General features: G+C 68.8%; 23 protein-coding genes. 14 read left to right on the forward strand and 9 right to left on the reverse strand.

Going from position 1 to position 25,885, the window contains the following annotated elements; translation table 11 throughout:
• Positions 1–43: 43 nt before the first annotated feature.
• From AC0L6G_RS12380 to AC0L6G_RS12390, 3 genes are all read left to right on the forward strand, one after another.
• On the forward strand, positions 44–1,024 hold the full coding sequence (locus AC0L6G_RS12380; protein ID WP_473252360.1) for a threonine ammonia-lyase: 981 nt from the start codon (positions 44–46) through the stop codon (positions 1,022–1,024).
• A gap of 65 nt (positions 1,025–1,089) precedes the next feature.
• Positions 1,090–1,545, forward strand: coding sequence for a MaoC family dehydratase (locus tag AC0L6G_RS12385; RefSeq protein WP_473252361.1), 456 nt, complete (start codon positions 1,090–1,092; stop codon positions 1,543–1,545).
• A 263-nt stretch (positions 1,546–1,808) separates the two neighbouring features.
• Positions 1,809–2,954, forward strand: a complete 1,146-nt coding sequence (locus tag AC0L6G_RS12390) for an outer membrane beta-barrel protein (protein ID WP_473253249.1) — start codon at positions 1,809–1,811, stop codon at positions 2,952–2,954.
• Between the two features lie 112 nt (positions 2,955–3,066).
• On the opposite strand, the gene AC0L6G_RS12395 is transcribed toward AC0L6G_RS12390, so the two are convergent.
• Together AC0L6G_RS12395 and AC0L6G_RS12400 are read right to left on the reverse strand one after the other, a co-directional pair.
• Positions 3,067–3,240, reverse strand: coding sequence for a hypothetical protein (locus AC0L6G_RS12395; RefSeq protein WP_473252362.1), 174 nt, complete (start codon positions 3,238–3,240; stop codon positions 3,067–3,069).
• Between the two features lie 138 nt (positions 3,241–3,378).
• Complete coding sequence (locus AC0L6G_RS12400) at positions 3,379–4,053, reverse strand: YiaD family glycine zipper/OmpA-like lipoprotein (RefSeq protein ID WP_291537506.1); 675 nt, start codon at positions 4,051–4,053, stop codon at positions 3,379–3,381.
• A 226-nt stretch (positions 4,054–4,279) separates the two neighbouring features.
• Here AC0L6G_RS12400 and AC0L6G_RS12405 point away from each other — a divergent pair, with 226 nt between their 5' ends.
• A complete protein-coding gene (locus AC0L6G_RS12405; RefSeq protein ID WP_473253250.1) occupies positions 4,280–5,191 on the forward strand; it encodes an isopenicillin N synthase family dioxygenase in 912 nt (303 codons plus the stop codon).
• Positions 5,192–5,195: 4 nt separating this feature from the next.
• Here AC0L6G_RS12405 and AC0L6G_RS12410 read toward each other — a convergent pair whose 3' ends face one another.
• The 5 genes from AC0L6G_RS12410 to AC0L6G_RS12430 form a co-directional block, all read right to left on the reverse strand.
• A complete protein-coding gene (locus AC0L6G_RS12410; RefSeq protein WP_473252363.1) occupies positions 5,196–7,133 on the reverse strand; it encodes a ubiquitin-activating E1 FCCH domain-containing protein in 1,938 nt (645 codons plus the stop codon).
• 131 nt (positions 7,134–7,264) lie between these two features.
• Positions 7,265–7,969, reverse strand: a complete 705-nt coding sequence (gene mtgA, locus AC0L6G_RS12415) for a monofunctional biosynthetic peptidoglycan transglycosylase (protein WP_473252364.1) — start codon at positions 7,967–7,969, stop codon at positions 7,265–7,267.
• Positions 7,969–8,934 (reverse strand): WD40 repeat domain-containing protein, encoded by a 966-nt coding sequence (locus tag AC0L6G_RS12420; RefSeq protein ID WP_473252365.1) that lies wholly within the window; start codon positions 8,932–8,934, stop codon positions 7,969–7,971. The genes mtgA and AC0L6G_RS12420 overlap by 1 nt, the downstream gene beginning before the upstream one ends.
• A gap of 61 nt (positions 8,935–8,995) precedes the next feature.
• The gene (locus tag AC0L6G_RS12425; RefSeq protein ID WP_473252366.1) at positions 8,996–9,934 is read right to left on the reverse strand and encodes a pirin family protein; all 939 of its coding nucleotides are present in this window, start codon (positions 9,932–9,934) and stop codon (positions 8,996–8,998) included.
• Between the two features lie 37 nt (positions 9,935–9,971).
• Positions 9,972–10,460 carry an Lrp/AsnC family transcriptional regulator gene (locus AC0L6G_RS12430; protein WP_291537515.1) on the reverse strand — a complete coding sequence of 163 codons (489 nt, stop codon included), beginning with the start codon at positions 10,458–10,460 and terminating at the stop codon, positions 9,972–9,974.
• Positions 10,461–10,607: 147 nt separating this feature from the next.
• On the opposite strand from AC0L6G_RS12430, the gene AC0L6G_RS12435 reads away from it, so the two are divergent.
• The 4 genes from AC0L6G_RS12435 to lpdA all read left to right on the forward strand — a co-directional run bounded on the left by AC0L6G_RS12435 (position 10,608) and on the right by lpdA (position 16,289).
• Positions 10,608–11,855, forward strand: coding sequence for a thiamine pyrophosphate-dependent enzyme (locus AC0L6G_RS12435; protein WP_473252367.1), 1,248 nt, complete (start codon positions 10,608–10,610; stop codon positions 11,853–11,855).
• Positions 11,856–11,857: 2 nt separating this feature from the next.
• On the forward strand, positions 11,858–12,997 hold the full coding sequence (locus AC0L6G_RS12440; protein ID WP_473252368.1) for an alpha-ketoacid dehydrogenase subunit beta: 1,140 nt from the start codon (positions 11,858–11,860) through the stop codon (positions 12,995–12,997).
• A gap of 1 nt (position 12,998) precedes the next feature.
• Positions 12,999–14,702, forward strand: a complete 1,704-nt coding sequence (locus tag AC0L6G_RS12445; protein ID WP_473252369.1) for a 2-oxo acid dehydrogenase subunit E2 — start codon at positions 12,999–13,001, stop codon at positions 14,700–14,702.
• Between the two features lie 177 nt (positions 14,703–14,879).
• Positions 14,880–16,289: a dihydrolipoyl dehydrogenase gene (gene lpdA / locus AC0L6G_RS12450; RefSeq protein WP_473252370.1), complete on the forward strand. Its 1,410-nt coding sequence runs from the start codon at positions 14,880–14,882 to the stop codon at positions 16,287–16,289.
• 183 nt (positions 16,290–16,472) lie between these two features.
• Here the strand turns inward: lpdA and AC0L6G_RS12455 are convergent, their stop codons facing one another.
• Together AC0L6G_RS12455 and AC0L6G_RS12460 are read right to left on the reverse strand one after the other, a co-directional pair.
• Complete coding sequence (locus AC0L6G_RS12455; RefSeq protein WP_473252371.1) at positions 16,473–17,270, reverse strand: SDR family NAD(P)-dependent oxidoreductase; 798 nt, start codon at positions 17,268–17,270, stop codon at positions 16,473–16,475.
• Between the two features lie 7 nt (positions 17,271–17,277).
• The gene (locus AC0L6G_RS12460) at positions 17,278–17,748 is read right to left on the reverse strand and encodes an Rrf2 family transcriptional regulator (protein WP_473252372.1); all 471 of its coding nucleotides are present in this window, start codon (positions 17,746–17,748) and stop codon (positions 17,278–17,280) included.
• A 166-nt stretch (positions 17,749–17,914) separates the two neighbouring features.
• Here AC0L6G_RS12460 and AC0L6G_RS12465 point away from each other — a divergent pair, with 166 nt between their 5' ends.
• The 6 genes from AC0L6G_RS12465 (at position 17,915) to purH (ending at position 25,841) form a co-directional block, all read left to right on the forward strand.
• Positions 17,915–19,903 carry a potassium transporter Kup gene (locus AC0L6G_RS12465; protein WP_291537524.1) on the forward strand — a complete coding sequence of 663 codons (1,989 nt, stop codon included), beginning with the start codon at positions 17,915–17,917 and terminating at the stop codon, positions 19,901–19,903.
• Positions 19,900–21,285 carry an RsmB/NOP family class I SAM-dependent RNA methyltransferase gene (locus tag AC0L6G_RS12470; protein WP_473252373.1) on the forward strand — a complete coding sequence of 462 codons (1,386 nt, stop codon included), beginning with the start codon at positions 19,900–19,902 and terminating at the stop codon, positions 21,283–21,285. Before AC0L6G_RS12465 ends, AC0L6G_RS12470 begins: the two co-directional genes overlap by 4 nt.
• A 47-nt stretch (positions 21,286–21,332) precedes the next feature.
• A complete protein-coding gene (gene rpe, locus AC0L6G_RS12475; RefSeq protein WP_291537527.1) occupies positions 21,333–21,998 on the forward strand; it encodes a ribulose-phosphate 3-epimerase in 666 nt (221 codons plus the stop codon).
• Positions 21,995–23,815, forward strand: a complete 1,821-nt coding sequence (locus AC0L6G_RS12480) for a heparinase II/III family protein (RefSeq protein ID WP_473252374.1) — start codon at positions 21,995–21,997, stop codon at positions 23,813–23,815. The genes rpe and AC0L6G_RS12480 overlap by 4 nt, the downstream gene beginning before the upstream one ends.
• A complete protein-coding gene (locus tag AC0L6G_RS12485) occupies positions 23,812–24,156 on the forward strand; it encodes a hypothetical protein (protein WP_293828067.1) in 345 nt (114 codons plus the stop codon). Before AC0L6G_RS12480 ends, AC0L6G_RS12485 begins: the two co-directional genes overlap by 4 nt.
• Positions 24,157–24,236: 80 nt before the next feature.
• Entirely contained in the window at positions 24,237–25,841 is a 1,605-nt protein-coding gene (gene purH, locus AC0L6G_RS12490) for a bifunctional phosphoribosylaminoimidazolecarboxamide formyltransferase/IMP cyclohydrolase (RefSeq protein WP_473252375.1), read from the forward strand.
• The last annotated feature ends 44 nt before the right edge of the window (positions 25,842–25,885 follow it).

The following is a 25,885-nucleotide window of genomic DNA, read 5'->3' on the forward strand; positions in this document are numbered from 1 at the left end:
GCGGTGCCTTGGGCGGCGCCGACGTTGCGGTTTATGGGAGCATATGATCACGCACCTGCCCAGCTATGAAGGCGTCCTGGACGCCGCCCGCCAGATCGACGGCGTCGCCGTCCGCACCCCCCTGATCGAAAGTCCGGCCCTGAACGCCGCCGTCGGCGGGCGGGTGCTGATGAAGGCCGAGACGCTGCAGCGGGCCGGAGCCTTCAAGTTTCGCGGGGCCTACAACCGTATCAGCCGGCTGACGGCCGAGGAGAAGGCGCGCGGCGTCGTGGCCTTTTCGTCCGGCAACCACGCCCAGGGCGTCGCCGCCGCCGCCGCCCTGGTCGGCGCCCCGGCCGTCATCGTCATGCCGTCGGACTCGCCTCGGGTGAAGGTGGACGGCGTGATCGGCTTCGGCGGCGAGGTGCGGATGTACGATCGCTGGCGCGAAAGCCGCGAGGCCGTCGGCGCCGCCCTCGCCGCCGAACGCGGCGCCGTTTTGGTTCCGCCGTTCGACGACCCCTTCGTCATAGAGGGCCAGGGGACCGTCGCCCTGGAGATGCTGGACCAGGCAGGCGCCCCGCTGGACCAGTTGCTGTGCGGCGCATCCGGCGGCGGGCTGATGGCCGGGATCAATCTGGTGATGGCGGAGCGCAGCCCCTCGACTGCGGTCGTCGTGGTCGAGCCGGACGCCTTCGACGATACGGCCCGTTCGCTCGCGGCCGGCGAACGCCAGGGCCATCCCCAGGGCGCGCCGTCGATCTGCGACGCCCTGATGGCCCCGATGCCCGGCGAACTGACCTGGCCGATCAATCGGCGGCTGGCCGGCGGCGTCACCGTTTCGGACGGCGAGGTCGCCGAGGCGATGCGTTTCGCCTTCCGTCACCTGAAGCTGGTGATCGAGCCGGGCGGGGCGGTTTCGCTGGCGGCGCTCCTGGCCGGAAAGGTCGAGACGAAGGGGCGGACGACCGCCATCGTCCTGTCTGGCGGCAATGTCGATCCTGCGCTCTATGCGCAGATCATCGAGGGCCGTTTCGCCGGCTGAGGGGTTTCCATCGCGCCCGGCCTGGGTCAACCTCCGGAAAAATTCTCACAGGGAGGCAGCACGCGATGACCCAGGCCAGCGAACTTCAGGGGCTGATCGGACAGGAGGTCGGGGTATCGAGATGGTTCGTGGTCGATCAGGCCCGGATCGACGCCTTCGCCGACTGCACCGAGGATCGCCAGTTCATTCACGTCGATCCTGAGGCCGCCAGGGCCACGCCCTTCGGCGGGACCATAGCCCATGGGTTTCTGACGCTGAGCCTGGCCTCGGCCATGAGCTATGACGCCGTCCGGCCGCTGGACGGGGTGGTGATGGGCGTCAACTACGGCTTCGACAAGCTGCGCTTTCTGACCCCGGTGCGGGCCGGCCGCCGCGTGCGGGGCCGCTTCAAACTGCTCTCCGCCGAGGACAAGGGCGGCGGGCGCTGGCTGCTGAAGCACGAACTGACCGTCGAGATCGACGGCGAAGACAAGCCCGCGCTGGTCGCGGAATGGCTCGCGATGCAGATGCTCCCCGGCTAGCGCGACGCCATCATGGCGGGCGTTTGCGCGCGAGGGTTGGGCCCCCTTTCCGCCTTGGATTGTGACGCCGGCGAGGCCGAGCGTTAACAAAAAATCGATAAAATCCGAAATTCACCTGTAGCATCAACGCCACGGTGGGGAGCGAAGCCGGAATCTTTGTCGCCTTTTCGCCTCGACCTTCCAAGGCAAGGCTGTTATGTCCCGCCTCAGGCGGTAAATCCGCCCTCATTTTCAACAGAGGCGGAGGGTTACACCCTATGCGTATGAAGACTTTGGTGCTGGCTTCCAGCGCAGCGGCCGCCCTGGCCCTGTCCGCCGGCGCCGCATCGGCGGAACCCAATGGTTGGTACGGCGCCATCGACGCCGGCTATCACATGATCGACGACATCAACGCCGAGTCGTCGACCACGGGCGCCAACTGGAACTATGAAGTGAACGACGGTTGGGCCGCCTTTGCGCGCCTGGGCTATCGTTTCAACCCCAACTGGCGTGTGGAACTCGAAGGCGGCTATCGCTCGGGCGACATCGGCACGGTCCGCGCCGTGTCGGGCACGCAAGGCCTGTGCAACCTGACGCCGGCGACGGGGCCTTGCCACTCGCCCGAAGGCGACATCGAATCCGTCACCCTGATGGCCAATGTCATTTATGACTTCGGCTACGAAGCCTGGGGCATCCGCCCGTTCGTGGGGCTGGGCGCCGGCGTGAACCGCATCGACGTCGACACGGTCGGCGCCCTGCGCGCCAACCGTGGGGCCACCTTCACGGCGGACGACACCTCGACCAAGTTCGCCGCTCAGGCGATCGCGGGTCTGGCCTGGGCCATCAGCGACCGCGCCAACATCGACCTGACCTACCGCTATCTGACGGGCGACGCCAAGTTCGCCTCGACGACGGCCGGGACGGGCGTGGGCGCCACGTCGTTCGGCGAATGGGACGGCGACTACGACCAGTCGCACACCGTGACCCTGGGCCTGCGCTACAGCTTCGGCGCCGAAGACGCGCCGCCGCCTCCGCCCCCGCCTCCGCCCCCGCCGCCTCCCCCGCCGCCCCCGCCGCCGGCTCCGGCCGCGCCGGTCGCCCGCCAGTTCGTGGTCTATTTCGACTGGGATCGCTCGGACCTGACGGCGGAAGCCCGTTCGGTGGTGACGCAGGCCGCCAACTACGCCAAGTCGGGCCGTCCGACGCGCGTGTTGATCGTGGGCTACACCGACACCTCGGGTTCGGCCGCCTATAACGTCGGCCTGTCCAACCGTCGTTCGCGCACCGTCGCGGACGCCCTGGTGGCTCAAGGCGTCAACGGCGGCGTGATCGCCCTGGACGGCAAGGGCGAAACCAACCTGGCCAAGCCCACCGCCGACGGCGTGCGCGAACCGCTCAACCGCCGCGCGACCATCGACATCAACTTCTAAGACCCGACGGAAGCCGGTCTGGACAAACCAGACCGGCAGACCGGGGATCAGATGTCGACAGACCTTGACGCCGCTTCCGAAAGGAGGCGGCGTTTCCGTTTGCGCGGAAGGTTCAGGATTTTGGGGCGAGGGCGGCCGGCGCCTCCACGGACTCGGCGTCGGGCGGCGGTCGTCCCAGCAGAGCTCCGCCGACGGCGATGACCAGAGTGGCCGTCAGGATGGCGCAGACCACGGCGACCACGGCCAGCTTCAAGCCTTGTTCAAGGTCCCGGTCTTCCGGCGGCACGGCCTCGCTCCAAAGAGGGCTGCGACCGGCCTAGCCCCGATGCGCGGCGCCATGCAAGCGGTGAACCCGATCGCCGGGCCGCAAAAAGGGCGACGCCTCTTCGACGCCGCCCTGCCATCCTCGCCGATGGGGCCGTGATCAGCCGGTGAACGGACGGATCAGGATCTCCACACGGCGGTTCATCGCCTTGCCTTCGGCCGTGGCGTTGGACGCCACCGGCTTGCGCGAGCTCTCGCCGGCGACATAGAGGCGCTGGGCCAGGACGCCGTTGCGGACCAGTTCGGCGGCGACGCTGCTGGCGCGCGCTTCGGACAGGGGCTGGTTGATCGCGTCGCCGCCCGAGGAATCGGTGTGGCCGATCACATCGACGGTGGACTGGTCATACTGCTGAAGCACGCGCGCCACATCCTGCAGGACGGGCAGGAAGCGCGGGTCGATCGACGACTGATTGGTCGCAAAGGTCACGTCCGACGGCATGCGCAGGACCAGGGTGTCGCCCTGACGCGCGACGCCGACGCCCGAGCCGGACAACTGGGATTCCATCGCCCGCTGCTGGCGATCCATATACTGGCCCACGGCCGCGCCGCCGAGCGCGCCGACCCCGGCGCCGATCAGGGCGTTCTTTCGGCCCTGTTCGCCGTTCGAGGTGTTGGTCAGATAACCCAGCAAGGCGCCGCCCAGGGCGCCGGCGATGGCGCCGGTGCCGGTGTTGTTGCGCACGGGGCCGGAGCGGTAGGGGTCGGTGGTGGTGCAGGCGGCCGCGCCGAGCAGGGCGGCGATCGAGACGCTGGCGACGATGAATTTGGCGCGCATGAAGGGGTCCTTTTCGTATTTTGCGATCTGGCGCGAAAACGTATCCTTACTGTGAAGGTTCCAACCTGTATGCCGGATGAACGGGCGATACGTCGGCGTCTTCGGCGAACTGACAACCATGCGGATTAGGCGTATGGGGGACGCCGCCCATCCCCAGACCAAGGACGACGCCGTGAGCGCGACCGAAGACAACCGCCCGCAGAACCGCGCCATCACGCCGGTCTCGATGAAACTGTACGACGCCGACTTCCAGGCGTTCAGCGACGCCCTGGGCGCCTCCTTCTCGCGCTTCGGCTTCGCCGTGGTGGCCGACCATGGTCTGGACGAGGCGCGCATCGCGGCCGCGCTCGACGACGCCAAGGCCTTCTTCGCCCTGCCCGAGGATGTGAAGCGCAAATATCATCAGCCCGGCACGGGCGGGGCGCGGGGCCTGACCCCGTTCGGGGTCGAGGCGGCCAAGGACTCCAAGACCGTGGATCTGAAGGAGTTCTGGCACGTCGGGCGCGAGTTGCCCGAAGGCCACCCCTATCGTCGCTATATGCGCGACAACGTCTGGCCGACTGAGATCGAGGGTTTCCGCGAGCACCTTTACGGCATGTTCGAGGATATGGACGCCCTGGGCGCCAGGATTCTGCGCGCCATCGCCCGCTATCTGAAGCTGGGCGACGACTTTTTCGCCGACAAGGTCGAGATGGGCAACAGCGTGCTGCGGATGCTGCACTACCCACCGGTGCCGGCCGATGCGCCCGGCGTGCGCGCCGGCGCCCACGAGGACATCAACGTCATCACCCTGCTGCTGGGCGCCGAGGAGGCGGGCCTTCAGCTTCAGGAGAAGGACGGCGGCTGGCTGGACATCGCCCCGCCGCCGGGCACCTTGGTCGTCAATATCGGCGACATGCTGCAGCGGCTGACCAACCATGTCCTTCCGTCGACGACGCATCGCGTGGTCAATCCGGCGCCGGAACGGCGGGGCTTCGCCCGCTATTCGACGCCCTTCTTCCTGCACTTCAACCCGGACTTCCCGATCGAGACCCTGCCCAGCGCCATCACGCCGGACAATCCCGACCGATACGCCGGCAAGACCATTTTGGCCGAGGACTATCTGACGGAACGCCTGCGCGAAATTCGCCTGCTCTGACCGATCAGCGCGAAATCCTCAGCCGGGTGATGTCGCGGCCGATGGCCTTGAACGATTCCGTTAGGTCGGCCCCGCTGGCGGGAAGAAAGAAGTTCGCGGGGGTCGTGGCGCAATCCTTCAGGAATCTGCCGGCGGAGCTGTTGGCGGAGACCTGAAAGCCGACGGTGTAGAGGATGATGTTCTTGCCCTTTATGGCTGTGCAGAGCGCCCTGGCCTGACCGTAGGGTTCGCCGTTGGTCGCGGCGCAGTCCGCGCGATCCGAACCGCCGAACGAGGCGTCCCGACCAAGCACGCCGGAACAATAGGGCGCGTTGAACTCGCCATCCGTCATCAGGATCACGGCCTTCAGGGTCTTGTTTGGATCGTAGGCTGCGGCCGGGTAGGCGCTCCACAACGCGTTGAATTCTGGGGAAACCGAATACCAGCCCCACGCCAGTCCGATCTGTGCGGCGGTGTAGCCGGCGGCCTGGAAGCCTTGGCTGGGCGCATTGACCGGGCCGATGAGCTTGTTGATCTCCGCTCTGTCGTCGGTCAGCGGCAGCAGCGGCGAAGCGGTGCATTTGTTCGAGCCGGCCTGGTTTGGATAGAATCGCCCGACATAGGCGACGGATGGACGAGTGTCGTCGTTTTGGTGCGGACCCGCCCGTTCGCTCACGCAGTCGCTGATCGGATAGACCTTCATCGCCCCCGACACGTTGCGATAGATGCGCCATTGGCACCTGTCGTCGCCGCACCAGACCTTGCCGCCCGACGCATAGGTTCCGGCGGTGGGCCCGACCAGGCCGATCGAGAAAGTGTCCCGGGTGACATTGGATATCAGCCAATAGTCGGTGTCCCTCGTGGCGTTGATCTTCGACATCCCGATCACGTCGGTGATGCGCACGCCCGATTGAGCGCCTGTCGCCGGGTCCGTCGCCGAAAGTCCGTGATTGGGCGACGTGACGACGATCGTGCAGTCCGACAGCTTGCAGCCATACGCCGTTCCCGACGAAGAATAGGTCTTGTAGCTCGATGTGCTGACGTCCGCCCAGTAGGAGCCGTTCCAGGACTGCAATGAGAAGGCGTCGGTCGAAGCGTCGGCGACGCGATAAGGCTTGGCGTTGATCTGCGTCATGCCTTTCACGCCATCGATCCAGATGAAGTCGCCGTCCTTGAACCCGTGTTTGGAAGAGGTGACGTAGCCCTTGTTCGCCCTGGAGATGGCGGTGATCGACCGAGCCGCGCCGGTCGACCAGTCTGCTTTGGTGATGGCCGTGGACTGGATGGCGGGGCCACGGGCGTCGCTGGCCATATCGCCTAGATTGACCCCCGTGGAGTAGGGAATGACCGCCATGCGCGAATAGTAGGGGGATTGTCGGTCCTGCACGACGATGGTGGCGAGCTGACGAGCCGCGTCCTTCAGGCTGGTCAGGCGCGAGCCGGCCATGGACCCCGTGATATCCAGCACCAGGGCGACCTCGATGTCCTTGGAGGAGCGGTTGACTTCGGAGTGGACATTGACCGGCAGGGTGTCGTCCATGAGCTTGCCGTAGGGCGGCAGGACGATGTTGGCGACCAGCGTCTTCACCTGAACCTTCAGATCGGCGACCACCACCTGATTGGCGGTCAGTTCGATTTTCAGGTCCGCATCGCTGAACGGCTCGACCGAGGCGCCGCGCAGATTGGCCCGCAGCGCCACCATGGCCACCGTCCTCAGGTCGTCGGCGTCGGTATAGGAGGACCGGGCGGCGGCCAGGGCGGCGGCGTCCAGGGCGTCCTGAACCCGGGCCTTGACCGTGGTGATCCGGTTCAGGTCGATCCCGCCCAGGGTGATCATGATCAGGGCCGGCATGACCAGGGCGAAGATCATCACGACATTGCCGCCGCGATCCGACGCGAGACGCGCCGCAAGCGCCCGCAAGCCCCGAACGGTTCTGCCGACCAGTGTGGAAGCGTTGGCCAAGTTCATCCCCATGGGCCCCGACCGCCCGATTACGCCCGATTGGCCGACAGTATGACGCGCGGCGGTTAAGGGAAGGCTCAAGGGGAAGGGTTAACCCCGTCTGATCCCCCGAGCCGTTCAAGGGCGCGGGTTCAGCCCCTGCGGCCCACGACGCAGGCGTCCAGGCCCTGGCCCCGCACCGTCCCCATCGCCGCCTGGATGCGGGCCGCCCGTCGCCGCACATAGGGGCCGGGCGCGGCGGCCTGATAGCGGCGCGGCGCAGGCAGGATGGCGGCCAGGCGCGCAGCCTCGCGCGGGGTCAGGTCTTCGGCGTCCTTGCCGAACCAGTGGCGGGCGGCGGCCTGGGCGCCATAGACGCCGGGCGCCCATTCCACCACGTTCAGATAGACCTCCATGATCCGCCGCTTGGACCAGACCGTTTCGATCAGGACGGTATAGCCGGCCTCCAGCCCCTTTCGGACCCAGTCGCGGCCGGGCCACAGGAAGACGTTCTTTGCGGTCTGCTGGCTGATGGTCGATCCGCCGCGGATGCGCCCGCCCTCGGCGTTGTGGTCCAGCGCCTTCTGGATCGCGTCCATGTCGAAGCCGTGGTGGCTGCAGAACCGGGCGTCCTCGGCGGCGATGGCGGCGTCGACCAGATTGGACGAAATGCGGTTCAGCCCGCGCCACCGATAGTCCAGCCCCTCGCCCCTCAGGGCTTGGCGCAGCATCAGAATGGTGGGCGGGGGCGGAACGACGGCGACGACCAGGACGCCGGCGATGGGGAACAGGACCAGGACGGCCAGCACGATCGTCACGACGCGGCGGCGTCCGCGCTTGCGCCCCGCAGCCGGCATCAGAGGAGGATGACCCCGGCGCGACCGTCCTCGTCGGCCCAGGCGACCTTGTCGACGGCGGGGCTCAGCGACAGGGCGACGATGGCCGGCCCCTTCTCGGCCTTGACGAAGTTCAGCCCCTGCGCGGCCGGATGGGCGACCCAGACCCGACCGTCCATCAGTCCGGCGGCCAGCAGGCCGTTGTCGGCGCGGGCCGAGACCAGATTGACCAGGGTCGTATCGTCATAGCCGATCTCGGTCGCCTCGCGCCCCATCGGTCCGTTCGCGCCGACGAAGGGCCACAGCACCGCCCCTTGCGCGCCCGAGGTCGCCATCAGCTGGCCATCGGCCAGGAAGGCCATCGACCGGACCTTGGCCGGATAACCGCCCATCCGCAGGTTCTTGGCGTCCTTGATGCGCCAGCCATGCAACTGATTGTCCTGCATGGTGGTGACGACGAAGGCGCCGTCGGGCGAAAAGGCGACGGCCGTGTGCGAGCCGGCCCAACTCAGCTTGACCGGCTGCTGCTTTTCGATCCGCGCGTACCACAGCGCCGCCCCGCCATAGGTGGAGGCCGCGATGCGCCGCCCTTTGGGATCGAAGGCGACGCCCGAGACGGTCCGCTCATGGGCGAAGTCGCGGCGAAAGCCCATGTCGGCCGGGTCGATCACCGACAGGGTGCGGCCGAAGGAGAAGGCGATCAGGCCCGAGGCCGGCGAGGCGTCGATGGCGTCGATCCATTGGTTTTTCGCCGTGGCCAGCACCACCGGATCTTCGTCGCGGCGGGTCCAGACCACCTTTCCGTCGTCGCCGCCCGTGATCAAGCCCTCGCCCGAGGGGTGGACGCAGGCGCACAGCACGGCCCCGTCGTGCGCCTCCACCCGCGTCCGGTCCTCGAATCGGACCGAGCCGTCGCCGAGGGCGAAAACGGCGCCGGTGTTGTCGAACAGGGCGGCGGTGACTTGGGCGTCGAAGTCGAAGTTCATGGCGCAGGCGTTAGCGGGTTGCGTCCTCTGGAGCAAATCGCGGAGACAAGCCCTCGTCGTGTCAGACCGGATCGGTCGGCTTGGGCTCCACCGGCGCGGGGGCGGGCTGGGCGGCGGCCGGTTCTTCGGGCAGGGGGATGAACTCCAGATCGTCGGCGTCGGGCAGCTTCATCCGGCCGGCCTTCCAGTCGGCCTTGGCCTGGTCGATCCGCGCCTGGCTGGAGGCGACGAAGTTCCACCAGATCAGCCGCTCGCCCACCGGTTCTCCGCCCAGCACCATGACGGTGGCCTGGGTCAGGGCCTTGACGGTCGGTTCGGCGTCCGGCGACAGCACCACCATCTGCCCCTCGTGGAAGGCGCGGTCTCCCACCTCGATCGACCCCTTCGCGACATAGAGGGCGCGCTCGTTCACGCCCCCCGATCCCCTGGCGGCCGGCGGCGCGGTGCGCACGCCGGGCTGAAGCTCCCAATGGATGTAGAAAAGCGGCGAGGACACCGGCGCCTCGGCCTTGGCGCCATAGGCTTGGCCCGCGACCAGCCGCGCGAACAGGCCGCCGTTCTCATAGGTCGGCTGGGCGTCCTCGCCCAGGTGAACGAAGGACGGGTCGATCTCCTCGGCCTCGCTCGGCAGGGCGACCCAGGCCTGCATCCCGTGCATCGGCCCGCCCCGGCTCTTGGTCAGGGGGTCGGTGCGTTCGGAGTGGACGATGCCCTTGCCGGCCGTCATCCAGTTGACCTCGCCCGGCCGGATGGCCTGGTCGTAGCCCAGGTTGTCGTGGTGCATGATCCGACCCTCGAACAGATAGGTCAGGGTCGACAGGCCGATATGCGGATGCGGGCGCACGTCGATGGCGGTCGCGCCCGGCGCGAACTCGGCCGGTCCCATCTGGTCCAGGAAGATGAAGGGCCCCACCATCCGGCGCGAATGGAAGGGCAGGACGCGCCCGACCTCGAACCCGCCCAGATCCTTGCGGCGCGCCTCGATCACCAGTTCGATCATGTGTCGGCTCCCAGGGCGAACGTCCGCCTGGGCGCCGTTATCCGACGTGAGGCGTGACGATGCCAAGAGGCAGGGCGGTCACATTCTTCACGCCGCGCGTCACGATGTGGCTTTCGCAGTCCGAGACGATTCCCAGCGCCAGAAGCTTTTCGCGCAGGAACAGGTCGAAGGCGTGCATGTCGGCGGTGATGATGCGCAGCACATAGTCCTCGCGGCCGGTGATGGTGGCGCACTGCACCACCTCGGGCCATTTGGCCACGGCGGCCTCGAAGACGTTCAGGTTTTCGGACGACGGCAGCATCAGCTTGACGATGGCGTAGACTTCGAAGTCCAGGCCCAGCAGCTTGGCGTTCAGCAGGGTGACGCGCTTGGTGATCAGGCCGGAATCCTCCAGCCGCTTGATCCGCCGCCAGCAGGGCGAGGCCGAAAGCCCGACGCGATCCGCCACCTCGGCGACCGACAGCCCGGCGTCTTGTTGCAGGATATCCAGGATACGGGCGTCGATGGGATCGAGTTCGTCCGCCAAGGCGTTTCTCCGATTATGATTATCGCGAAATAAAATACCCGAAATCGGGATTTTGCAAGGTCAATTTGAGCGAGCGCCTGCTTAGGGGCCGTGTTATCAAACGTCTAGAGGAAACACGGACGGACCCCAACGGACATGGACGCCCGCATGAACGACAAAATGAGCAAGAAGAACAGCCGGCCCTTGTCGCTGCGCGTGCCCGAACCGTCCGGTCGGCCCGGCGACGCGCCCGACTTCAGCCATCTGCAGATGGACCCGGCCGGCGCGGTGGATCGGCCCGAGGTCGGATCGACCCCCTACGCCATGCGCGATCTGGCCTTTCGCCTGATTCGCGTCCTGGACGACGCGGGCCAGGCCGTCGGCCCCTGGAACCCGCGCCTGGATCCCGAGACGCTGCGGCGCGGGCTGAACGCCATGATCCTGACCCGCGCCTTCGACGACCGGATGCACCGCGCCCACCGCCAGGGCAAGACCAGCTTCTATATGAAGTGCACCGGCGAAGAGGCCATCGCGGTGGCGCAAGGGATGTTGCTCAGCCGCGAGGACATGGGCTTTCCGACCTATCGCCAGCAGGGGCTTCTGATCGCGCGCGGCTATCCGCTGGTCGAGATGATGAACCAGATCTATTCGAATGCGGCGGACCCGATCAAAGGCCGCCAGCTGCCGATCATGTATTCGGCCAAGGACTACGGCTTCTTCACCATCTCGGGCAATCTAGGCACGCAAGTGCCCCAGGCGGTCGGCTGGGCCATGGCGAGCGCCTACAAGGGCGACGACAAGATCGCCATCAGCTGGATCGGCGACGGCGCCACGGCCGAAGGCGACTTCCACAACGCCCTGACCTTCGCCAGCGTCTATCGCGCGCCCGTTATCCTGAACGTCGTCAACAATCAGTGGGCCATTTCGTCCTTCCAGGGCATTGCGGGCGGGCTGGAGACGACCTTCGCCTCCAAGGCCATCGGCTACGGCCTGCCGGCGCTGCGGGTCGACGGCAACGACTTCCTGGCGGTCTGGGCCGCGACCCAGTGGGCCGAGGAGCGCGCGCGGTCGAACCAGGGGGCGACGGTGATCGAACTGTTCACCTATCGCGGCGCCCCGCACTCGACCTCCGACGACCCCAGCCGCTATCGCCCCGGCGACGAGCACGAAAAATGGCCGCTGGGCGATCCGCTGGAGCGGCTGCGCCAGCACCTGACCGTCATCGGCGAATGGGACGACGAACGCCATGCGGCCGCGCTGAAGGCGGCGGTCGAACAGGTCCGGGCCGCCGGCAAGGAAGCCGAGGCCGTCGGCACCCTGGGCCAGTCGCGCCCCAGCGTGAAGACGATGTTCGAAGAGGTCTATGCGACCGAGGACTGGCGCCTGGTCGAACAGCGTCGCGAGGTGGGGGTCTGATCATGGCTGAGCAATCCACCTTCACCGAGGCCGACCGCACCGACGGCGTCGAGCCGGACATGGTCGACCAAAACGCCGCTCCGGCCTCCGAGGCGATCGGGTCCGGCGTTCAGCCGATGAACATGATCCAGGCCCTGAACTCGGCCATCGACGTCAAGATGGCCGAGGACCCCGATGTCCTGTCGTTCGGCGAGGATGCGGGTTATTTCGGCGGGGTCTTCCGCGTCACCGACAAGCTGCAGCAAAAGCATGGCCTGACCCGCAGCTTCGACGCCCCGATCAGCGAGTGCGGCATCGTCGCCGCCGCCATCGGCATGGGCGCCTATGGTCTGCGGCCCGTCGTGGAGATTCAGTTCGCCGACTACATCTATCCGGCCTACGACCAGATCGTCTCGGAAGCGGCCAAGATGCGCTACCGCTCGGGCGGCCAGTTCACCTCGCCCATCACGATCCGCAGCCCCTATGGCGGCGGCATCTTCGGCGGCCAGACCCACAGCCAGAGCCCTGAGAGCCTGTTCACCCATATCGCGGGCCTGAAGGTCGTCATCCCGTCCAATCCCTACGACGCCAAGGGCCTGCTGACCGCCGCGATCGAGGACGACGATCCGGTCGTCTTCTTCGAGCCGAAACGTCTCTACAACGGCCCCTTCGACGGCTGGCACGAGAAGCCGGTCAGCCCGTGGAAGGCGCAAGACCTGGCCCAGGTCCCGACCGGCAAATACGTCGAGCCCATCGGCAAGGCGCGCGTGATGCGCGAGGGCGCCGACGTCACCATCCTGGCCTATGGCACCATGGTCTGGGTCGCGCTGGCCGGCGCCGAGCACGCGGGCGTGGACGCCGAGGTCATCGACCTGCGCACCCTGGTCCCGCTGGACATCGAGACCATCGAGGCCAGCGTCAAGAAAACGGGCCGCTGCGTCATCGTTCACGAGGCGCCCAAGACCTCGGGCTTCGGCGGCGAACTGTCGGCCTTGGTGCAGGAGCGTTGCTTCTATTCGCTGGAGGCGCCGATCGCGCGCGTCACCGGCTGGGACACGCCCTATCCCCATGCTTTCGAATGGGAATATTTCCCCGGACCGCAACGGGTCGCAGACGCCTTGAAGAGCGTCGTGACCGGCCAAGCAACAGGGATGGGTCGATAAGATGGGTCGTTTCGTCTTCAAACTGCCCGACGTGGGCGAAGGCACCGCCGAGGCTGAACTGGTCGGCTGGCACGTCAAGGTCGGCGATGTTGTCGCCGAGGACCAGATCGTCGCCGACGTCATGACCGACAAGGCCACGGTCGAGATCACCGCCCCGGTGTCGGGCACGGTCACGGCCCTGCACGGCGAACCCGGCGCCATGGTGCCGGTGCGCGGTCCGCTGGTGGAGTTCGAGGTCGAGGGGACGGGCAATGCCGAAGAGAGCCCCTCCGTCTCTCCGCTGCGCTCCGAGCCACCTCCCCCCGCTTCGCGCGGGGAGGAGACAGTCGCCGCATCGTCTCCTCCCCACGCCCGTGGGGAGGGGGACCGCGAAGCGGTGGAGGGGCGCTCCGACGCGCCGTCGACGCCGGCCGGCAACTACGTCTTCAAACTGCCCGACGTGGGCGAAGGCACCGCCGAGGCCGAGCTGGTCGGCTGGCACGTCAAGGTCGGGGACGCGGTGGAGGAAGATCAGATCCTGGCCGACGTCATGACCGACAAGGCCACGGTCGAGATCACCTCGCCAGTCGCCGGAACCGTCGTCGCCCTGTACGGCGAGGCGGGCAAGGCCGTGCCGGTCGGCGGGCCGCTGGCGACCTTCGATGTCGAGGGGCGGGGCAATGTCGCGGCGCCGGTCGCGGCCCCGAAACCGGCCCCGAATCCGGCGGAGAATTCGACGACGGATTCCGCTGCGACTTCGACGACTCCGACGACGATTTCGAAGACTTCGGCTACGGTCCCGGCCAAGCCCGTTCCGGCCCTGACCGGACGTGCGCCGGGCGAGCGGCCGTCCGCCTCTCCGGCCGTGCGCAACCGCGCCCGCGACCTGGGCGTGGACCTGACCTTCGTGCCCGGTTCCGGCCCGGCCGGCCGGATCACGCACGAGGACCTGGACGGCTTCATCGCGCGCGGCGGCCAGGTTCCGGCTTCGGCGCCGTCGGGCGGCGGTTCGCTGTACGCCCCGGCCGAAGGGACGACCGAGGTCAAGATCATCGGCCTGCGCCGCAAGATCGCGGAGAAGATGGCCGAGAGCGTGCGCCGCATTCCGCACATCACCTATGTCGAGGAAATCGACATGACGGCGGTGGAGGCGCTGCGCGCCCACCTGAACGCGACGAAGTCCAAGGACCAGCCCAAGCTGAACGTCCTGCCCTTCATCGCCCGCGCCATCGTGGTGGCCCTGCGCGACCAGCCGCAGATCAACGCCACCTACGATGACGAGGCGGGCGTCCTGACCCAGCACGCCGCCGTGCACCTGGGCATCGCCGCCCAGACGCCGAACGGCCTGATGGTGCCGGTGGTCCGCCACGCCGAGGCGCGCGACCCCTATGATACGGCGCTGGAGATCGCCCGCGTCTCCGGCGCGGCCAAGGACGGAACCGCCAAGCGCGAGGAGCTGTCCGGCTCGACCATCACCATCACCTCGCTGGGCACGCTGGGCGGGGTGGTCCACACCCCGATCATCAACCACCCCGAGGTCGCTATCGTCGGCCCCAACAAGATCGCCGAACGGGTCGTGGTCAAGGATGGCCAGATGGTCGTGCGCAAGATGATGAACCTGTCCTCCAGCTTCGATCACCGCATCGTCGACGGCCACGACGCGGCGGTCTTCGTCCAGCGCATCAAGGGGCTGCTGGAGCATCCCGCGACGCTGTGGATGGGCTAGGCGACGCCCTTCTCCCGTTGGGAGAAGGTGGCGCGCAGGGCCGGATGAGGGTTCAGCCGGTGGGCCAGTCCGCACCGGCCGACCCTCACCCTTTCGCGCAAAAACGACGCCGGGGGCGTCGTGCGCTCAAGCCCTCTCCCGCCGGGAGAGGGTCGATTGGATGAGACGGAACGAACGATGCAGCAGCTCAAAACCAAAGTCCTGATCATCGGCGCGGGCACCGGCGGCTATGTGGCCGGCATTCGCTGCGGCCAGCTGGGCTTGGACACCGTTCTGGTGGACGGCGGCGACGGGCTGGGCGGCACCTGCCTGAACGTCGGCTGCATTCCGTCCAAGGCCATCATCCATGCGGCGGGCAAGTTCGAGACGGTGGCCAAGGCGGCCAAAGATCGAGAGCAGGGCGGCGGCACGCTGGGCATCACGGCGGCGGCGCCCGCCATCGACCTGAAGCAGACGGTCGAATGGAAGGACGGGATCGTCAAGAAGCTGAACGCCGGGGTCGCGGCCCTGCTGAAGAAGGCCAAGGTCAAGGTGATCAAGGGCTGGGCGAACTTCGAGGACGCCAAGACCTGCATCGTCAAGACCGACGACGGCGACGTGAAGATCACCGCCGAACACGTCATCCTGGCCACGGGGTCCGAGCCGGTCGAACTGCCCTTCCTGCCGTTCGGCGGCGACGTCATCTCCTCCACCGAGGCGCTGAGCCTGTCGGAGGTGCCGAAGAAGCTGGTGGTGGTCGGCGGCGGCTATATCGGGCTGGAGCTGGGCATCGCCTATCGCAAGCTGGGCGCCCAAGTGGCCATCGTCGAGATGGCCGAGCGCATCCTGCCGCTCTACGACAAGGCCCTGACCGATCCGGTCGCCAAATGGCTGGAGAAGCACGGGGTCGAACTGCACCTCGGCGCCCGGGCGGGCGGTTTCGGCGACGGAAAGCTGAACGTCACCACCAAGGACGGCGAACCCCTGCAACTGAACGCGGACAAGGTGCTGGTCACGGTGGGTCGCCGTCCCCGCACCCGGGGCTGGGGGCTGGAGAACATGGGCGTGGCGATGTCAGGCCCGTTCGTGAAGATCGACCAGCGCTGCGCCACCAGCATGAAGAACGTCTGGGCGGTCGGCGACCTGACCGGCGAACCGATGCTGGCGCACAAGGGTTCGGCCCAGGGCGAGGTGGTCGCCGAGATCATCGCCGGCCACGACCGCATCTTCGATCCCGTGACGATCGCCGCGGTCTGTTTCACCGAGCCGGAGATCGTCTCCGCAGGCGTCGGTCCGCAGGATGTCGAGGGCCGCGACGACGTGATCCAGGCCCTCTTCCCCTTCGCCGCCATCGGTCGCGCCCTGGCCATCGAGGCGGGCGAGGACGGCGGCTTCGTGCGGGTGATCGCGTCCAAATCCGATCATCGCATCCTGGGGGTCCAGGCGGTGGGCCAGCATGTGTCGGAACTGTCCAACAGCTTCGCCCAGATGCTGGAGATGGGGGCGGTGCTGGAAGACGTGGCCGGGACGATCCACGTCCACCCGACCCTGGGCGAGGCCTTCCACGAGGCGTCGCTGCGGGCGCTGGGGCACGCGATTCATATTTGAGGCCGCTGCCTGGGTTCAGCCCCATCTACCAGAAATTCGTCATCCTAGGCCTTGTGCCTAGGATCCATACGCGCCGCATCAAAGACATCGCATCCTGTCCCAACACCGGGATTCTGGATCCTAGGCACAAGGCCTAGGATGACGGGTGTGGGGTGGAGGCCGGCCGGATGTCCGGCCCACGCCCTACAGCCGCTCCAGCCGCTTCGCGTGGTTCGCCACCATGCGGAGCGCCAGGCCGTCGGGCAGGAAGCGCGCCAGTCCGGCCATGACGTTGTTCATGACGCCGGGGGTGACGCTGGGGCGGTTGGCCTCGCAGGCGTCGTAGCCGATGCGGGCCACGCGCGCGGCGTCCATCCACATCCAGGCCGGATAGGCGCTGGAGACCTGTTCGCGCGAGCCGTTGACGTCGTGGAACTCCGTCAGGGTGTAGCCGGGGTTCAGCACCGTGACGTGGACGCCGGTCCCCTGCGTCTCCAGATGCAGGCCCTGAGACGCCTTGATCAAAAAGCTCTTGATCGGCCCATACAGGGTGTCGCCGCCGGTCGCGGGCATCTGGCCGGCCAGGGAGGCGACGTTCAGCACCCGGCCGAAGCGGCGCTCCACCATGCCGGGCAGCAACAGGCGCGACAGCTCGACCGGCGCGGTCAGCATGACCTGGATCATGGCGCGATGGGCGGACAGGTCCGTGTCGAGAAAGCCGGCGACGCGGCTGAAGCCCGCATTGTTGACCAGGCCGTCGACGACCAGGCCGCGCGCGGCGATGTCGGCCACCAGGCGCTCGGGCGCCGCCGGATCGGCCAGGTCCTCGGGAATGACGACGGTCGCCGCGCCGTGGGCGGCCGCCGCCGCCTCGGCCAAGGCGTTCAGGGGCGCGTCTCGCCGCGCTGTCAGTATCAGGTTCCAGCCGCGGCCGGCGTAGGTCCGGGCCAGGGCCGCGCCGATCCCGGCCGAAGCGCCGGTGATCAGGACTGTGCGGCGCACTTCGGTCTCAGGCCGCGACGGGGCAGGACGGATGGACGGTGAAGGCGGCCAGGGACGGCGGGTTCTCGGCCAGCAGGTCGGCGATGGTGATTTTGGACAGGGCCTCGGTCGCGGCCTCGTCGGCGGCGGTCAGGGCCTTGGCCACCTGGCGGGGAATGTGTTCGCTGATCGGACAGCCCTTGGCCCCGGCGGGGGGCGAGCCGATGTGGGCGCAGCCGTTGACCGCCTTCAGCACCTCGTCCAGGCGGATGTCCTCAGGCTGACGCAGCAGCCACGAACCGCCGGTGGCGCCCGGCCGGGTCGCGATCAGCCCGGCCTTGGCCAGAAGGGCGGTCACGCGCCGCACGACGACGGGGTTGGTCGGAATGGACGAGGCCAGGACGCCGCTGGGCGCCGCCTGCGCAGGCCCATAGGCGCCCTTGTGGGCCATATAGGCCAGGGCGTGGGCGGCGACGGGGAAGCGCTGGCTGTCTGACATGGTTCTGTTCCTGGGGTGAAAATAGGCGTTCGCGCGCCGAATCACAAATCGGCGGCGGCGCGGCGAAACCGAATCCTGCCGGGCGCGATTGAAGACCGTGCGGAATGAGCCTAAAGGCTCGCCGCTTTGAAGGGACCGACTGGCGTCGGCGCCCCGGAGGATACGCATGGCCGGGGATACTCCCCACGACGCGAGCGCTCCCTCGCCTGCGTCGCACACGCCGGACACGTCCACCCACGCTACGGGCCCGGAATCCCACGTTCCGGGCGGCCCTGTTCAGGGCGGGATCGCCAAGCACGGCGGCCTTTGGGCGCTGACCCTGGGCGCCATCGGCGTGGTGTTCGGCGATATCGGCACCAGCCCGCTTTACGCCCTGCGCGAGGCGATCGGTCATGCCCAGCGCGGCGTGGGCGGCGACCTGGCCATCGTCGGCGTGGTGTCGCTGGCCTTCTGGGCGCTGATGGTGGTGGTGACGTTCAAATACGTCTTCTTCCTGATGCGCGCGGACAACAAGGGCGAGGGCGGCACCCTGTCGCTGATGGCCCTGGCGCAGTTCGCCGTGGGGCGGCGCAGCGCCTGGATCTTCATCCTGGGCGTCTGCGGCGCGGCGCTCTTCTATGGCGACGGCATCATCACGCCCGCCATTTCGGTGCTGTCGGCGGTCGAGGGGCTGCAGGACGCGCCCGGCGTGTCGGGCAGGCTGGACCCCTTCATCGTGCCGATCTCGGCCGGCATCCTGATCGCCCTGTTCCTGGTCCAGTCGCGCGGCACGGCCAAGCTGGCCAAATATTTCGGGCCGATCACGGCGGTCTGGTTCCTCAGCCTGGGGGCGCTGGGCCTGGTCCATATCTTCGACGACGTCACCATCCTGCGCGCCCTGTCGCCCTATTACGGGGTCAGCCTGCTGCTGCACGACGGCTTCCTGGGCTTCGTCATCCTGGGCAGCGTCTTCCTGGCCGTCACGGGCGCCGAGGCCCTCTACGCCGACATGGGTCATTTCGGAAAGGCGCCGATCCGAATGGGGTGGCTGGCCTTCGTCCTGCCCTGCCTGACGCTGAACTATCTGGGCCAGGGCGCCCTGATCCTGGACAATCCCGCCGCGGCCGAGAATCCGTTCTGGAACATGGTGCCCCAGGCCGCCTATTGGCCGATGCTGATCCTGGCCACCGCCGCGACCGTCATCGCCTCCCAGGCCGTGATCACCGGCGCCTTTTCCGTGACGCAGCAGGCGGTGCAACTGGGCCTGCTGCCGCGGATCGACATCCGCAACACCTCCGAGACCCAGGCCGGCCAGATCTTCGTGCCGGCGGTGAACACCTTCCTGATGACCGGGGTTCTGGTGCTGCTGGTGGTGTTCCAGAGCTCGCACAATCTGACCGCCGCCTATGGCGTGGCGGTGACGGGCACCATGCTGGTCAATACGCTGATGGCCTATTCGGTCATCCGCAAGGGCTGGAAGTGGCCGATGTGGGCCGTCGCCGGGACCCTTATCCCGTTCGCCTTCATCGACAGCGTCTTCCTGACCTCCAACCTGCTGAAAATCCCCGACGGCGCCTGGATGCCGCTGGTGCTGGGCGCCCTGCTGGTCGTGGTGATGTGGACCTGGGTGCGCGGCACCCAGATCCTGACGGCCAAGACCCGGAAGGACAGCCTGCCGCTGACCGACCTGATCGAGATGCTGCAGGCGCGGCCGCCGCACCGCGCGCCCGGCATGGCCATCTTCCTGACCTCGGACCCCGATGTCGCCCCCGTCGCCCTGATGCACAATCTCAAGCACAACAAGGTGCTGCACGAGAAGAACGTCATCCTGACGGTGCGCACCTCGGAGCGGCCGCGCGTCAGGGAGGCCGACCGCGTGCGGATGGAGCCGATCAACGACGACTTCAAGAAGGTCACGGTGACATACGGCTTCATGGAGACGCCGAACGTGCCCCGCGCGCTCGGCCTGTGCCGCAAGCAGGGGCTGAAGTTCGACATCATGTCGACCAGCTTCTTCCTGGGCCGGCGCTCGCTGATCCCCTCGGCGCGCCAGGGCATGCCGTTGTGGCAGGATCGGCTGTTCATCTTCCTGATGCGCAACGCCGCCAATCCGACCGACTTCTTCCACATCCCGCCCGGCCGCGTGGTCGAACTGGGCGCGCAGGTGGCCGTATGAGGCCGGGCGCCCGGCCGGGCCAAAGCTCCGAGGCGCGCGGGCGCCGGATGGCGACCAAGGCCAGGCCGCGCCCGGCTTCGGCGGAGGCCGCCGCTTCGTCTCAGGACGACATCGGCGTTGAGGCGCGCGTGGTCGCCGGCGTCCTGTTGAACGCGGCGCTGGAGAAGCGCAACGGCCTGGACGAGGCCCTGTCCCAGCCGGCCGCCCGCGCCCTGGCGCCGGTGGACCGCGCCTTCGCCCGCGCCGTCGCCATGGCCGCCCTGCGCCGGCTGGGCGAGATCGATCAGATTCTGGATCGCCGCCTGCAGAAGGCCCCGCCCGAGGCCGTGCGCACCCTGATGCGCATCGCCCTGGCCCAGACCCTCGTGCTGGAGACCCCCGCCTTCGCCGCCGTGTCGACGGCGGTGAAACTGGCCGAGCGCGATCCCAAGACCCGGCCCTACAAGAACCTGGTCAACGCCGTGCTGCGCGGCGTGGGCAGGGACGGTCCCGGCCTGACGACCGCCGAGAGCAATCTGCCCGATTGGATCGCCGCCCGGTGGCGGGCGGCCTATGGCGAGGCGGCCCTGGTCGGCCTGGCCCTGGCCGCGCGCGAGGAGCCGGCGACGGACCTCAGCCTGAAGCCCGGCGTCGATCCCGCCGCCGTCGCCGCCGCCGTGGACGGAGAAGCGCTGCCGGGGGGAACCGTCCGCACCGGCCGGCGCGGCGACGTGGCGACCTGGCCCGGTTTCGAGGACGGCGACTGGTGGGTCCAGGACGCCGCCGCCGCCGTTCCTGCCCGCCTGCTGGACGTGAAGGCGGGCGAGACCGCGCTGGACATGTGCGCCGCGCCCGGCGGCAAGACCCTGCAACTGGCGGCCGCCGGCGCTGCGGTCGTCGCGCTCGACCGGTCGGCCCCGCGCCTGAAACGCCTGAGCCAGAACCTGGAGCGCACCGGCCTGGGCGCCGAGGTCGTCGCCGCGCCCGCCGAGGACTGGGCGGACGTTCGCACCTTCGACGCCGTCCTTTTGGACGCGCCCTGCACCGCCACCGGCACCTTCCGCCGCAACCCCGAGGTCCTGCGCGCCACCCGCCCGGCCGATGTCGCCAAACTGGCCGATGTCCAGCACCGCCTGCTGGACGCCGCTGCGGAACGGGTCAAGCCGGGCGGACGGCTTGTCTATTGCACCTGTTCGCTGGAGCGCGAGGAGGGCGAGACCCAGATCGTGGCCTTCCTGCGCCGCAACCCCGGCTTCCGCACCACACCCGCCGACCCCGCCGCCGTCGGGGCCCCGGCCCAGGCGCTGACCCCCGAAGGCTGGCTCCGCATCCTGCCCTCCATGTGGGCCGAAAAAGGCGGTCTCGACGGCTTCTTCGCCGCCCGGCTGGAACGGGTTTCCTGAGCGGGAGCGGCTTGCTCCCGACTGCAACCCGCCTTATCCCGAGGGCCATGGCCGTCACCCCTCTGATCTGTCCGTCGATCCTCGCCAGCGACTTTTCGCGGCTGGGCGAAGAAGTCCGTGCGCTGGAGGCGGCGGGCGCCGACTGGGTCCATGTGGACGTCATGGACGGGCATTTCGTGCCCAACCTTACACTGGGGCCGGACATCGTGAAGGCGATCCGCCCGCACACCCGCCTGCCGTTCGACGTGCACCTGATGGTCGCGCCGGTCGATCCGTGGCTCGAGGCGTTCCGCGACGCCGGCGCCGACATCCTGACGGTCCACCCGGAAAGCGGCCCGCACCTGCACCGCACCCTGGGGCGCATCCGCCAACTGGGCGCCAAGGCCGGGGTGGTGTTCAATCCGGCGACGCCGCTGTCGATCCTGGAAGAGGTGGTCGACCTGGTCGATCTGGTGCTGATCATGTCGGTCAATCCAGGCTTCGGCGGCCAGAGGTTCATCGACAGTTCGCTGCGCAAGATCGCAGGCGCCCGCGGCATGCTGGACCGGGCGGGATCCTCAGCGCATCTGCAGGTGGACGGGGGCGTCACCGCGGCCAATGCGGCGGCCTGCGTCGACGCCGGAGCCGACGCCCTGGTCGCCGGCTCCTTCGTGTTCAAGGGCGACTATGCGGCCAATATCGCCGCCCTGAAGGCCGCGCCGGAACGCGCATGAGCCCGCTCGGTCCCTTCGCTCCGCGCGGCCAGGACGCGGGCCTCGACGTGGCTTCGGGCCAGATTCCCGGCCTGCCCGGCGCCCCGGTCAGGACGCCCGTTCGGGCCGGCGACGCGGCGGCCGGTCCCGGCCTGTGGCCCGCCATCGCCGGACGGCTGGCGACGCGCCAACTGTGGATCGAGCTTTACGGCCTGCCCGGCTACGGCCTGACGCTGAAGGGGCGCAAGGTCAGCGCCTTCGCCGCCACGCCGCGCGATTTCCGTCCGCACGATCCTGCGCCGGGCCGCAACGTCCTGGCCGGGCGGTTCCTGCTGGCCGGCGCGGCGATGGAGGTGGAGCCGTCGGGCGATCCGTGGAACCGGCCCAGTCCGTCCAGGCCCTTCGCGGTCGAACTGCACGCCTTCGCCTGGCTGCCCGCCCTGATGATGCAAGGCGATCGCGGCGCGCGCGAGGCCCTGCGTCTGGCCCTGGCCTGGGGCGACGCCTTCGCCCGCTGGTCGCCCTTCGCCTGGGGGCCGGAAATCCTGGCGCGGCGCGTCGTCAACCTGGCCTGTGCGGCGCGGCGGATGGGGGCGGTCGCCACCGAGACCGAACGCCTGGCCCTGGCCGACAGCCTGGCGCGCCAGACCCGCCAGCTGCTGCGGCCCCCCGGCGGTCTGGCCAGCCGGGCCGAGCGTCTGACGGCGGCGGCCGTCGGCGGCTGCGTCCTGGCCGGACCGGCCGGGCAGAGCCTGCGTCGCCGCGCCCTGTCGCGCCTGTCCGGCGCGCTGGAGATCACGGTTCGGGACGACGGCGGCCACGCCTCGCGCAGCCCGGAGGCGGGGCTGGAGCTGTTGCTGGACCTGCTGACGCTGGACGACGCCCTGTCGCAACTTTCCGAGCCGACGCCCGACGCCGTTTCGGCCGCCATCGCCCGATTGACCAAGGGACTGCGTCTGCTGACCCTGCCCGACGGTCGTCTGGCCGGTTTCCAGGGCGGCGGCGCGTCCAGCGTCGAACGGGTCGCCGCCGCCCGCGCCCATGACGAGGCGACGGACGACCCCGCCGCCGCGGGCAAGGCGGCGGGCCTGACCCGCATCGCCAGCCCGCTTCTGACCGTCGTCGCCGATACGGCGGCGCCGGCGTCCGGGCCATGGGGCGCCACGGCCTGCGCCCAGCCCCTGGCGCTGGAGATCGCCTGCGGCAAGGATCGTCTGGTCACGGGATCGGGCTGGACCCCGGCCGCGACGGACCGCCAGGCCCTGCGCCTGACGCCCGCCCATTCGACGCTGACGCTGGGCGAACGGTCGCTGAACGAGCCGCTGGGCGGGTGGAAGGGCGAACTGCTGGGGCCGCGCCTGGTCGGACCGCCGATCCATGTCACGGCCGATCGGCGCGACGGCGACGGCGCGGTCTGGCTGGAGATGGAGCACGACGGCTGGACCGAGCTCTTCGGCCTCAACCATCAGCGCAGGCTGTATCTGGACCAGCGGCTGGACGAACTGCGCGCCGAGGAGAAGCTGTTTCCGACGCCGGGCCGAAAGGAGATGGTGCGCCAGATCGCCGCTCCCTACGCCATCCGTTTCCATCTGGAGCCGGGAGTTCAGGCGTCGCTGGCGCGGGACCGGCGCTCCATCCTGCTGCGCGGGGCCTCGGGCCGGGGCTGGTGGTTCAGGACCGACGGGCCGGACGTGGCCATCGAACCCAGCGTCCATATCGACGCGGGCCTGACCCGCCGCAGCCTGCAGATCGTGGTGCGCGGCTCGGCCCGCACCGACAGCGAAACCAAGATCCGCTGGAAGCTGAGCCCTGCGGGCGCGAGCGGCGATCCGGCGTGACCGACGGGGATCGTCTGCGGATCGTTCGCGGCGTGCATACGGCCATCTATCTGGTCATGTCGGCGGCTTCTCTTCTGGTGCTCTACGCCGGGATTTCGGGGCGGACGGGACGGTGGCTTTGGATCGCCCTGACCCTGGTCGCCGTCGAAGCGGCGGTTTTCATCGCCTCTGGATTGAAGTGCCCCCTGACCGCCGTGGCCGTGCGCTATGGCGCCACGCCGGACGGCGCCTATGACACCTTCTTTCCCGAGCGCTGCACGCGGCACACCTTTCGGGTCTTCGGCCCCCTGATCGCGCTGGGCCTTGCGCTCAACGCCCTGCGATGGTTCGACCTGTTGTGAGGCGTCCGCATACGGGGTGACGCGGCGGCGGTTTGGGTCTAGACGGCGCGCCATCCTCCCCAGCATTCACGGACGCCGCCATGCCCGCCGCTCCCGACTTTCCGCCCGCGCCCGATCAGGTGAAACCGCAGCGCGCCCTGATTTCCCTGTCCGACAAGGCGGGGCTGGAGGACGCGGCCCGCGCCCTGCACGATCTGGGCGTCGAACTGGTCTCGACCGGCGGCACGCGCGCGGCCATCGAGAAGCTGGGCCTGCCGGTCAAGGACGTGGCCGAGCTGACGGGCTTCCCGGAGATGATGGACGGCCGGGTCAAGACCCTGCATCCCGTCGTGCACGGCGGCCTGCTGGGCGTGCGCAACGCCCCGGCGCACGCCCAGGCTATGGCCGAACACGGCATCGGCGCGGTCGACCTCGTCTGGATCGACCTCTATCCATTTGAAAAGACGGTTGAAGCCGGCGGCGGTTTCGAGGCCGCGATAGAGAACATAGACATCGGCGGCCCGGCCATGATCCGGTCCGGCTCCAAGAACCATGGGCATGTGGCGGTGGCGGTGGACGGCGAGAGCATCGCCCTGATCCTGGAGGCCTTGAAGGCGAACGGATCGACCGATCTGGCGCTGCGCAAGCGGCTGGCGGCCCGCGCCTTCGCCCGCACGGCCGCCTACGACGCCGCCGTCTCGGGCTGGTTCGCCCGACAGATCGAGGACGCGGCGCCTGCCCGCAAGTCCATCGCCGGAACCCTGGCCCAGACGCTGCGCTATGGCGAAAACCCGCACCAGACGGGCGCCTTCTACCGCACCGGCGAGAAGCGTCCGGGCGTGGCCTATGCGACCCAGGTCCAGGGCAAGGAGCTGGGCTACAACAACATCGCCGACGCCGACGCGGCCTATGAGCTGGTCGCCGAGTTCGAACAGCCGGCCGTGGTCATCGTCAAGCACGCCAACCCGTGCGGCGTAGCGGTCGGCAAGGACCTGTCGGAAGCCTACGCCCGCGCCCTGGAATGCGACGCCGTCTCGGCCTTCGGGGGGGTGATCGCGGTCAACCGCCCGCTGAACGGCGACGACGCCCGCGCCATCACCGGCATTTTCACCGAGGTCGTGATCGCGCCAGGCGCGGACGACGAGGCCAGGGGAGTCTTCGCCGCCAAGAAGAACCTGCGTCTGCTGATCGCCGACGGCCTGCCCGACCCGCACGGCCCGGGCGAGGTGTTTCGCTCTGTCGCCGGCGGCTTCCTGGTCCAGTCGCGCGACCGCTCGCTGATCAAGCCGTCGGACCTGAAGATCGTCACGCGCCGCCAGCCGACGCCGACCGAAATCCAGGACATGCTGTTCGCCTTCACCGTGGCCAAACACGTCAAGTCCAACGCCGTCGTCTACGCCAAGGACGGCCAGACGGCGGGCATCGGCGCCGGCCAGATGAACCGCCGCGACTCGGCCCGCATCGCCGCCATCCGCGCCAAGGAGGCCGGCGAGGCCAAGGGCTTGGCCCATTCGCTGGCGGAAGGCTCGGCCTGCGCGTCGGAAGCCTTCTTCCCCTTCGCCGACGGCCTGTTGGAAGCGGTCGCGGCGGGCGCGACGGCGGTGATCCAGCCCGGCGGCTCGATGCGCGACGCCGAGGTGATCGCCGCCGCCGACGAGAAGGGGATCGCCATGGCCTTCACCGGGGTTCGCGTCTTCCGGCACTGATCCTCGACATCCGGCGTCGGGATTTCGGGCGCAGCCTCGACAAA

It is taken from the genome of Brevundimonas sp. D3-1P (assembly GCF_055809335.1).